At 64.0% G+C, this 10,435-nt stretch carries 10 protein-coding genes and 1 other RNA gene; 5 read left to right on the top strand and 6 right to left on the bottom strand.

What is annotated here, in order from left to right:
* Window positions 1–106: 106 nt before the first annotated feature.
* On the bottom strand, window positions 107–1,678 hold the full coding sequence (locus ACFT1A_RS17235) for an alpha/beta hydrolase (RefSeq protein ID WP_378447950.1): 1,572 nt from the start codon (window positions 1,676–1,678) through the stop codon (window positions 107–109).
* Window positions 1,679–1,885: 207 nt separating this feature from the next.
* Here ACFT1A_RS17235 and panB point away from each other — a divergent pair, with 207 nt between their 5' ends.
* The 3 genes from panB to pip are packed head-to-tail and all read left to right on the top strand — an operon-like array spanning window position 1,886 to window position 4,212.
* A complete protein-coding gene (gene panB / locus ACFT1A_RS17230) occupies window positions 1,886–2,737 on the top strand; it encodes a 3-methyl-2-oxobutanoate hydroxymethyltransferase (protein ID WP_003941624.1) in 852 nt (283 codons plus the stop codon).
* 51 nt (window positions 2,738–2,788) lie between these two features.
* Window positions 2,789–3,229 (top strand): hypothetical protein, encoded by a 441-nt coding sequence (locus tag ACFT1A_RS17225; protein WP_230813774.1) that lies wholly within the window; start codon window positions 2,789–2,791, stop codon window positions 3,227–3,229.
* On the top strand, window positions 3,229–4,212 hold the full coding sequence (gene pip / locus ACFT1A_RS17220; protein WP_378447949.1) for a prolyl aminopeptidase: 984 nt from the start codon (window positions 3,229–3,231) through the stop codon (window positions 4,210–4,212). The genes ACFT1A_RS17225 and pip overlap by 1 nt, the downstream gene beginning before the upstream one ends.
* 4 nt (window positions 4,213–4,216) lie before the next feature.
* On the opposite strand, the gene ACFT1A_RS17215 is transcribed toward pip, so the two are convergent.
* From ACFT1A_RS17215 to rnpB, 3 genes are all read right to left on the bottom strand, one after another.
* Window positions 4,217–5,626 (bottom strand): RNB domain-containing ribonuclease, encoded by a 1,410-nt coding sequence (locus tag ACFT1A_RS17215; protein ID WP_378448041.1) that lies wholly within the window; start codon window positions 5,624–5,626, stop codon window positions 4,217–4,219.
* Window positions 5,627–5,717: 91 nt separating this feature from the next.
* A complete protein-coding gene (locus ACFT1A_RS17210) occupies window positions 5,718–5,903 on the bottom strand; it encodes a hypothetical protein (RefSeq protein ID WP_007735457.1) in 186 nt (61 codons plus the stop codon).
* Window positions 5,904–6,222: 319 nt separating this feature from the next.
* An RNA gene (gene rnpB / locus ACFT1A_RS17205) (RNase P RNA component class A) lies at window positions 6,223–6,637 on the bottom strand.
* A 54-nt stretch (window positions 6,638–6,691) separates the two neighbouring features.
* Between rnpB and ACFT1A_RS17200 the strand changes: the two genes are divergently transcribed.
* Window positions 6,692–7,219 carry a DUF1697 domain-containing protein gene (locus tag ACFT1A_RS17200; RefSeq protein WP_378447948.1) on the top strand — a complete coding sequence of 176 codons (528 nt, stop codon included), beginning with the start codon at window positions 6,692–6,694 and terminating at the stop codon, window positions 7,217–7,219.
* 28 nt (window positions 7,220–7,247) lie between these two features.
* Window positions 7,248–8,498 (top strand): SLC13 family permease, encoded by a 1,251-nt coding sequence (locus ACFT1A_RS17195; protein ID WP_378447947.1) that lies wholly within the window; start codon window positions 7,248–7,250, stop codon window positions 8,496–8,498.
* A gap of 28 nt (window positions 8,499–8,526) precedes the next feature.
* On the opposite strand, the gene ACFT1A_RS17190 is transcribed toward ACFT1A_RS17195, so the two are convergent.
* Both ACFT1A_RS17190 and ACFT1A_RS17185 read right to left on the bottom strand, forming a co-directional pair.
* Window positions 8,527–9,651, bottom strand: a complete 1,125-nt coding sequence (locus ACFT1A_RS17190; RefSeq protein ID WP_378447946.1) for a bifunctional RNase H/acid phosphatase — start codon at window positions 9,649–9,651, stop codon at window positions 8,527–8,529.
* A complete protein-coding gene (locus ACFT1A_RS17185) occupies window positions 9,648–10,385 on the bottom strand; it encodes a zinc ribbon domain-containing protein (RefSeq protein WP_019748955.1) in 738 nt (245 codons plus the stop codon). The genes ACFT1A_RS17190 and ACFT1A_RS17185 overlap by 4 nt, the downstream gene beginning before the upstream one ends.
* Window positions 10,386–10,435: the final 50 nt, after the last annotated feature.

Below are 10,435 nucleotides of genomic sequence, written 5' to 3'. Positions count from 1 at the left end.
CACGCGAGACTAAGCAAGCCACGTTAAATCTGTGTTACATCAGTGGTCCCGGTTAACAGAGTGATTGGTCACCATCGAATAGGCGCAGCGTACGGCGTCGCGCCGGCTAACATGTGAGACCTTCTTCCGGAGCTTTCAAGTAAACGAAGTAGTCGACGACGGCATCGTCGACGCAGGAGTTTCCGTCCAGAACCACCGTGTGCTGGGTTCCGTCGAACGTGATCAGGGCGGCGCCCAACTGCTTCGCGAGATCCACTCCGGCCTGATACGGGGTCGCCGGATCCTGCGTCGTGGATACGACGACCAGCTGCGGCAGACCGGCGTCAGCGAGCGCCTGAGGGTCGAGCGCGTGGGGGCTGCCGGTTGCCGGAACGGGCCAGAACGCGCACAGGTCGAGCGGCGCTTGACCGGTCCCCCGTCCGTCGTCGAGGAACGGTGCCGCCTCGCGGTACCGAGTGTCGGATTCGCCGGCCTCGGCGCGGTCGGTGGTTGCCGGATCGTCCACGCAGCGAATGGCGTTGAACGCGTCGTTGATGTTGGAGTAGCTGCCGTCGTCCTCACGGCCTTCGTACATGTCGGCGAGATTGAGCAGCGAGTCGCCGCGTCCGTCGGCCAGACTCGACAGACCTCCACGCAACGGAGTCCACAACTGCGGCGAATACAGGGCCTGTTGGACGCCGGTGATCGCGTCGGAATAACTCAGCCCGCGTGGGTCGGTGGTCGCCGCCGGCTTCTCGATCAGCGGATCGACGAGTGCCTGGAAGCGTGCCTGCGCCTGCGCCGGATCGTCACCCAACGGGCAGTCCGTTCGCGAGACACAGTCGGCGACAAAGGCGTCGAATGCGCCCTGGAAACCCTGCCCCTGCAAGACCACCTCGTCGATCGGATCCTGCTCGGGATCGAGCGCGCCGTCGAGGACCATCGCTCGAACGTTCTGCGGAAAGGTCTCGGCGTACGTGGATCCGAGCCGGGTGCCATACGAGAACCCGAGGTAGTTCATCTTCGGATCACCGAGAACGCCCCGAATGACGTCCATGTCCCGCACTACCTCGTAGGTACCGACGTGGGCGAGGAACTCCGTACCCGTCCGCTCGGCACACTTGGCGGCGTAGTCCTTACTGTCCGCCTCGGCGAGGGCGATACCTTCCGGCGTCATGTCGACGTTGACCTCTGCGCGCTCCGCATCGATCTCCTCCGGCGTCAGACACCGCACCTGCGGGGTAGACGCACCGATTCCCCGCGGATCGAAACCGATCATGTCGAAGCGTTCCTGCAATTCGGTGCCCGAACCCGACGTCGCCATCGACAGCCCGGACCCACCCGGTCCGCCCGGGTTCAGCAACAGCGAACCGATGCGGTCAGCGGTGGCCTTCGAACGCGAGATCACCACCTGCGCAGTGTCGCCGCTCGGATTCGCGTAATCGACGGGAACGCTCACCTTCGCGCAGTCGACCCCTCGCCCCAGTGGCGCCGTGCCGTCCTCGACGAACTGGTCGCACGATCCCCAGTCGAGCGTCTGCTCGTAGAATTTCTCCAGGCCGGACGGAACCGCGGATGCTGCGGAACCATCGGGTTCCACCGATTCGGGAGTGCCCCCTGAACTGGTGCAACCGACAACCAACACGAGCACTGCTGCGCTTCCGGCGAGGGCACCGGAGAGGCGAACGAACTTCGACATGCCATCGATGGTGCCAGGAATCCTCGATAGCCAGCGGTTCGCCTCGTTTCGGCGCCTACCTGGTACGCGCGCGGTGATGTGACCCATTGCACCCCGTCAGCTATTCGTGTCGGCGACGTCCGGTGGCAGACTGAACACGTCATCACCCACACCCGGGGACCCGAAGGCGATCAACGCTCAGGGCCTCGAGGCCAGAAAGGGACAACGATGTCCGAGACACCTCTCTACGGTTCTGTACCCACTGCAAGCTCTACCGATGCACCGAAGCGTAAGACGCGCATTCACCACCTCGCCGAAATGAAGCAGAACGGTGAACGCTGGTCGATGCTCACCGCCTACGACTACTCGACGGCACGCATCTTCGAAGACGCAGGCATCCCGGTGCTGCTCGTCGGCGACTCTGCCGCCAACGTCGTCTACGGCTACGACACCACCGTGCCGATCACCGTCGACGAACTGCTTCCGCTCGTTCGCGGCGTCGTGCGGGGCGCTCCACACGCACTCGTCGTCGCCGATCTCCCGTTCGGCACGTACGAAGGTTCGGCCGAGCAAGCCCTGGCGACTGCGACGCGATTCATGAAGGAAGGCCTCGCACACGCCGTCAAGCTCGAGGGCGGCGAACGGATGAGCAAGCAGATCGCGGCTATCACCTCGGCCGGCATCCCCGTCATGGCTCACGTCGGATTCACCCCGCAGTCCGTGAACTCGCTCGGCGGTTTCCGTGTCCAGGGTCGCGGCGACGCGGCCGAGCAGCTTGTGGCGGACGCCATTGCAGTCCAGGAAGCCGGGGCGTTCTCCGTCGTCATGGAAATGGTCCCGGCCGAGATCGCAGGCCAGGTCAGCCGCAAACTCACCATCCCCACCGTCGGCATCGGGGCCGGTTCCGAATGCGACGCTCAGGTACTCGTCTGGCAGGACATGGCGGGTTACACGAGCGGTAAGACGGCCAAGTTCGTCAAGCGTTTCGGTAACGTCGGTGACGAACTGCGTTCCGCAGCCGCAGCCTATGCATCAGAAGTTCGCACAGGCGCTTTCCCGGCCGCAGAACACAGTTTCTGATCCGAGACCGGCGAACGCCGCCTGTCTCTCAACCAGCCAGGGGTGCGTTCAATGATCGGTAACCGTCGAAGTTCTACTGCCGCAGCTGTAGTCGGCGCGGCAGCTCTCGTCACGGTGCTGAGCGGATGCGCGGGAGGGTCCACCAACTCTCCCGCGCCCAGCAGCACTACGCCCGCGAGTTCCACCACGACGGCGCCGGCAACAACGTCCGCGTCCGGCACCACCTTCACCGACGCGCAGGTCCAGCAGTTGTGCTCGGATATGGAAGGGCAGCTGCAGAACTGGCGTACCGTCACCCCGACGCTCGGCAAGGGCGGACTGAACACGATCGTCATCACGTGGGCGACGCAGAACGGCATCAACCTGCTCGATCTCGCCCAGAACCGCGAAAGTATCGACGCGGCAACCTCGGCCGCGTGCCCCGACGTCCGTACCGGCGCGATTTCCGCACTCGAGATCCCCGATCTCGCCTCCGGCCTGGTGGGCTTCTGATGACCGAAACATCAGCACAGCCGACTGTTCGTCGGAATCTCTATCCTCCGATCGAGCCGTTTGTGACCGGTTTCCTCGACGTCGGTGACGGCCAGAGCATGTACTGGGAAGTCAGCGGAAATCCGGACGGCAAGCCGGTGGTGTTCCTGCACGGCGGTCCCGGCGGCGGCGCGCAACCGGCGGTACGGCAGTTCTTCGATCCGGCCGCCTACCGCATCGTTCTGCTCGACCAGCGCGGCTGCGGTCGATCCACCCCGCATGTGGCCGACGGCGCCGATCTGTCGGTGAACACGACGGACAAGCTGCTGGGCGACATCGAAGCGCTGCGCGAACATCTTTCGATCGACAAGTGGATGGTCTTCGGCGGGTCCTGGGGTTCCACACTGTCCATCGCCTACGCCGAGGCGTTTCCCACGCGCGTCACCGAACTCGTCCTACGCGGGATCTTCCTCCTGCGTCGCAGCGAGATCGACTGGTATTACAACGGCGGCGCGGGAAACATCTTTCCGGAGCGCTGGGACAAATTCCTCGAACCGGTACCCGAGGGGCAGCGCGGCGAAGACCTCGTCGCGGTCTATCACCACCTGCTCCATTCCGAAGACCCCGACGTCGCGGCCCGCGCAGCCATCGCCTGGTCTGCGTGGGAAGGATCGACAAGCTACCTGTACCCACAGGCAGACAAGATCGAACAGAACTCCGAGACCAGGTTCGCCTTGGCCTTCGCCCGCATCGAGAACCACTACTTCGTCAACGGCGGGTTCTTCGACGAGAACCAACTCCTACGCAAAAGCTCCGCACTGCAGGGCATTCCGGGGACGATCGTCCAGGGCCGCTACGACGTCGTCTGCCCGGCCACCAGCGCCTGGGCGCTGCACAAGGCGTGGCCCGAATCCAAGCTCGTGATCGTCGACGACGCCGGACATTCCGCCATGGAGCCCGGCATCGTGCATCACCTGGTGGAAGCCACCGATTCTTACCGGTAACTCCCTACGCCGGGAACGTGAATTCCACCGTCCGTTTGACGGTGTCGACGGCGGTGAGCCGCACCTTCGCGCGCTCACCGTCGTCGGGCGTTCCGACGCATTTCGCGATCACCGCGACCGACGGGACAAATACTTCCGCCGAGCGCTTTCCGTCCTTGGCGCGCATCACTACCGCGTCGAAAACCTCGCCGACCCGGCCGTCGAGCAAGGTGGACTCGGTGAGATCGATGCACGCGCGGTCGACCTTGTTCGCCAGTGAGTCGGACCCACTCATGATGTCGGGCAACTCGGGAAGGGCAGTGCGCACCCATTCCGGTACCGGCGTACCAGCTGTGATCGCCAAACACACCTCGGTGCTGAAGCGATCGGACAAGCGGCGCAGCGGAGCAGTCACGTGAGCGTAGGGCGCTCCGATCCCCGCATGCACCGTCAACTCCGGTAGTTGGCCGTCGAAGGCCGCGTAGTCTGCCCCGCGCAGCAACGACGGCGCAACCGACATCAGCGCCATCGTCGACGGCTCACTCGAATCGAGGCCGGCAAGAATCTGCCCGACGCTGTGACCCTCCGGCCACGTGATACCCAGCGCCACTGCAGTTCTCCGCAGGGTCCGAACCGCGGACTCCTCGGCCGGCGGCAGGGTGCGAAGCAACCCGATACCTGCGTCGATCATCATGCGCCCGGCGCACATGCCCGTGAGCAGCGAGACTTCAGCGTTCCAGTCGTCAGCTTCGGTGCGCGGCTCCAACTCGATCCGCCAGCGGCCCGAAGACTCGTCCTCGGGCTGCTCCCGAACCACTGACTGTTCAGGCAATTTCAGCTCGATGGCTCCCCTGGCAATCGCGGAGGCACTACGTAGACGGCCGAACTCGGGCAACGCCGTGATCGACGGATGCAAGGTTCCCGCGTCGGCATCGCGCTGCACGGTCGAATAGTCCAGACGTGCCACCGATTTCACCAAAGCGCGTCTCACCTGCCACGACGTCGGCTCGGCCTGCGCGTCGAGTTCGATCCGCCACAGCGCGGCGGGGCGAACCACGTCCGGCAGCAGACTCGCCGAACCCTCGGACAACGCACGAGGATGCAGCGGGACGGAACCGTCCGGGAGATAGAAAGTTTGGCCCCGCTTGCGTGTCTCGATGTCGAGAGCGCCGCCCGGCGTCACTACCGCCGCGACATCCGCGATCGCGTAGTGCACCACAAAACCCGTCGAAGTCTTCTCGATGTGCACTGCCTGGTCGAGATCCATCGATCCGGGCGGGTCGATGGTCACGAACGCAATTGCCGTTTCGTCGACACGCCCGTCGCCGAAACGATCCACGGCATTTTCGGCCTCGGCTTGCGCCGAGGCCGAGAATGCTCCTGGCAAGTCGAACTCCGCCCGAACCACTCCGAAGTCGATTCCCTGCACCATCATTCGACTTGCGGGCACGCATCCTCCATGATCGGTTCGGGCCGGTGCAGCAGCTGTACCGGTCCCAGCTGTTGCAGTCTCAGTTGCTCAAGCCTCAGTTGTTCCAGTCTTCGTCTGCCCGATCGGCCGCCTTGTTGCGTTCGGCAGCGATCTTCAATGCGTGCTCGGCAGAGTCCCGATCAGGGTACGGCCCCATCCTCGTCAGCGAGGACGCACCCTTTCCCTGCGTGACGGAACCGTCGGACACGTCGAAGTACCAGAGTCGATCTTCATCAGTCATATCCACAGTGTGACATCAGAGTGAGATAGAAGCTTGTAGATCGCTGTGAGACTGATATTCTTTCTACTTGGCCTGGCAGGTGAGAACCGGACATTCGAACGGTGAGTTCTGCTTGAATGCCCAACACAAGCTACGAACAGAAAATGGAGTGCGCATGTCCGCAATTCTTTACGATTACCTCCTCCCGCTCATGGGCCATGACGCGGCAACGTACTGGGCTACGCTGCTGGTCATCAAGCCTGTCTGACAGCTTTTCGAACAAAGAAGACCCCCACCGATCCGGTGGGGGTCTTCTTTTTCTCACTGTGCAGATCGCGGGCGGACGAGTCGGCGTGTAAGCCGGATCCTGTCCTGCGGCACCGAAGTGCCGAGTGGCGACCATCCATCTGGGCACACCGTCGCCGGGTGCCTCGAGCGGTTCACCCGCAGGCTCGGGCGAGCAGCCCTCGAACACCTGCGCAGCCGCACCGCGAGCGATGCGACCTTCAACCTTGCTCCGGGCGGGGTTTACCTAGCCACCCCGGTCACCCGAGGTGCTGGTGCGCTCTTACCGCACCGTTTCACCCTTACCTGCCTCGAAAGGCAGGCGGTCTGTTTTCTGTGGCACTGTCCCGCGAGTTGCCTCGGGTTGCCGTTAACAACCGCCCTGCTCTGTGGAGTCCGGACTTTCCTCGGCCCCAGGCCTGTGCGCGGTACGCGCTGGTTCCAGAAGCCGCGGCCGCCCGGCCAACTCGTCCGCCCCCGTATGCTACCGGGCGCCTGTCGGCGGCCGGCACTATGGTCACCTTATGACTCGGTACGTGGCCCTGCTACGCGGTATCAACGTGGGCGGCATCAACATCAAGATGGTGGACCTCGCGAGAGTCTTCACCGACCTCGGATTCGAAGGCGTGAAAACCGTCCTGGCCTCCGGCAACGTGCTGTTCGACAGTCCGAGCACCGACGTACTTTCACTGAAGAAGCAGATCGAATCCGCTCTGGCCCGTGAGTTCGGCTACGAGGCTTGGGTATTCGTCCTCGACATCCCGGCACTGCAGGCGATCGTGGACAACTATCCGTTCGAGCGCGAACGCGGAGGTTGGCACGCGTACGCGATGGTTGCCTCCGAGCCGGCGGTGCTCGAGGAATTGAGCGCTGCGGCAGCGCAACTCGATGCCTCGGTCGAACGGGTCGCGGCCGGCGCCGGGGTTCTGTATTGGGAGGTCGAGAAGGGCCAGACTGTCAAGAGCGCGTTCGGCAAGAACACCGGCAAACCGAAGTTCAAGGCGTTCACGACAACCCGAAACCTGAACACGCTCTACAAACTGCTCAAATGACGCTCGCCCCGACGCGGAGCACAACCGCGTGACTCTTCTTCCCATCCTGCTCGTCGCCGCCGTACTCGTCTTTGCGATAGTGCGTCCACGCGGACTTCCCGAAATCACCGTTGCCGGCCCAGCAGCCGTGATCGTGCTTCTGACCGGTGTCGTCACTCTCGAAGAAGCCCGCGAAGAACTGACGAGCATGGCGCCTACCGTCGTGTTCCTGGTGGCCGTGCTGGTTCTCGCTCACGCCGCGGACGCTCTCGGTATCTTCCGCTGGGTCAGCCAGGTCCTGCAGCAACGATCCCTCGCCGATCCGCACCGGTTGCTGATCTATGTGTTCGGCGCCGCCGCCCTGACCACGGCGGTCCTGAGCCTCGACGCCACCGTCGTGCTGCTGACACCCGCGGTGATCGCGGCCGCACGATCCATCGGAGCAAGTCCCCGGCCGCATTCCTATGCCAGTGCGCACCTGTCGAATTCGGCGTCGACCCTGCTGCCGGTGTCCAACCTGACCAACCTCATCGCGTTTGCCGCAACAGGTTTGACGTTCTTGCACTTCACCGCGTTGATGGCGTTGCCGTGGGTCGTGACGATCGCTGTCGAATATCTGATCTTCCGACTGTTCTTCCGATCCGAACTCGTCCGCTCCGAACTCGTCCGCTCCGAAAACATAGAGCCACCGGCAAGTAAGAGTTCCTCGCCCGCGCCGATTCTGCCGCTGACGGTGATCGCTATGACGCTTCTCGGTTTCGCGGTTTCGGGTTTCTTCGGGATCGAACCCGCCTGGATCACTGTGGTGGGTGCCGGTGTTCTGGGAGCGATCGCTCTGGCTCGGCACCGTACGACCGCAGCCAAGATGGTCTACGCTGCCGACCTCTGGTTCTGCGCGTTTGTCCTCGTTCTCGGAATCATCGTCGCCGGGGTCGCGAACGGGCCCGTGGGCGAATGGATTGCGCAGATCCTCCCCAATGACACCAGCTACGGTTCACTGCTCTTTGTCGCCGCGGTAGCGGCGGTCGCATCCAACCTCGTCAACAACCTGCCGGCAACGCTGCTGATGATCGCAGCGCTCGGAACGGGGGCACCTCCAGCTCTGGTGCTTGCGATGTTGATCGGCGTCAACCTCGGCCCCAACCTCACCTACGTCGGTTCTCTCGCGACGATGCTCTGGCGACGAGTTGCCACCAGCGCGGGCGCACCGCCCACGCTGGCGACGTTCACCCTCCTCGGGGTCATCACGACGCCGCTGACGCTGCTCGCCGCGGTGAGTGCCCTGTGGTTGGTGATCTGATCAGCGGCTGATCAGCCGTCTGGGCTTTTCAGCGCAGGTGTGACGTGTCGTTGACCAACCGCACCGACGCTCCCCCGTCGGGATAGAACTCGGTGATGCTCAGCGACGCCAGATCCAGATGCAACCGGTAGAGCAACGACGGCCCGGCATCGAGAGCCAACTGCACCAAAGTCTTGATCGGGGTGACGTGAGAGACGACCAACAGCGTTGCGCCGCCGTAGGTCGCGATCAGGTCGTCGCGCGCGGCGACGACTCGTTCTCGCACCTCGTCGAAGCTCTCGCCGCCCGGTGGACGCACCGAAGTGTCCGAGAGCCATTCGCGATGCAGCTCCGGGTCACGCTCGGCTGCCTCACGGAACGTGAGTCCGTCCCAGTCGCCGAAATCGGTTTCGATCAAACCCTTGTGCTCGACGACGGGTAGGCCGAGCACGCGGGCCGATGCCTCTGCCGTCTCGCGGGTTCGGCCGAGGGGTGAGCAGACGATGGCGTCGATACCGCCGCGGTTGCCGAAGCGTCCGGCAGCGCCGGCGGCCTGCGCTCGGCCCAGTTCCGTGAGCTCCGGGTTGCCGCGACCGGAGTAGCGGCGATCGACCGACATCGCTGTCTGGCCGTGACGCAGCAACAACATTCGTGTGGGCTTGCCGGTGGTAGCGATCCATCCCGGCGAGCCGGCGATCTGCGGCTCCGACGTCTCTTCGGACGGGGCGGCCGGCGTAACAGGTGCGGGGGCCGCGGTTTCGATGCCGGCAGCAGCGTCCATCGCCTCGTTGGCAAGACGATCGGCATGAGAATTCTCGGCGCGCGGAATCCATGTGTAGGTGACTCGTGAGAACTGCGTCGCCAACTCGGCCGCGCGTCGCTGCAGCGGAATCATGTCCGGGTGCTTGACCTTCCAGCGCCCGGACATCTGCTCGACGACCAACTTCGAGTCCATACGGACATCGACCGTCGACGCGCCGAGTTCACCGGCAGCGGTCAACCCGGCGATCAGTCCGCGGTACTCGGCGACGTTGTTGGTCGCGATTCCGATGCTTTCCTTGCGTTCGGCCAACACCGAGCGCGAGGCGTCGAACACCACAGCTCCGTAGCCGGCCGGACCGGGATTGCCCCGCGATCCACCGTCGGCCTCGACGATGACCTGCGAGAGACTCACAGACCGGACTCCTTGGTACGCACCATGATTGCATTGCACTCAGGGCAACGAACGACGACGTCGGCCGGCGTCGCGGCGATTCGGGAGATCTCACCGCGGTCGATCTCGATCCGGCAAGCGCCGCATCGGCGGGCCTGCAGTAGTGCTGCGCCCGGTCCGCCCAGGGTGCGCTGCTTCTCGTACACCGCGAGGAAATCGGCGGGAAATTCGCCGACGAGTCGTTCACGATCGGCGGCGCAACGTTCCTGCGCCTTGTCCAGATCAGCGACGGCATCGTCGCGGCGACGCTTGGCGTCGATCAGTTCTTCTTCGGCCTGGGAGAGCTGGGCACCGGCGTGATCGTGATCAGCCTGCAACGCCTCACGCTGCTCCATCACTTCGAGCAACTCGTCTTCGAGGAGTCCTTGGCGCCGAACCAGGCTGCCGAGTTCGTGTTCGAGTTCGGTGAGCTGCTTCGCCCCGACCGACCCGCTCTGCAAAAGCGTGCGGTCACGATCCTCGCGCTGACGAACAGCGTCGACCTCGCCCTCGAGCTTGCGGATGTCGCGATCGATGTCGTCGATCTGGATCTCGACGGCTACGGACGCATCCTTGCGGCTGATTCGCTCGGCCTCGAGACGTTCGACTTCCTGCTGCTCGGGAAGCGCTCCGCGTCGGTGGGTGATCCGAGTGAGCTCAGCATCCACCCCGGCGAGGTCGAGAAGCTTGGATTGCACCTGTGGTTCGACGTTCACGCTGTATAACTCCTGCTGTAAGTCCGATGTCGGCAGTGCTCGCGAAGGAC

The organism is Rhodococcus sp. NPDC057135 (genome assembly GCF_042670865.1).
GTDB lineage: Bacteria > Actinomycetota > Actinomycetes > Mycobacteriales > Mycobacteriaceae > Rhodococcus_F.
Note: the sequence above shows the minus strand (reverse complement) of the source record. Positions and strands in the feature narration are given on the sequence as shown.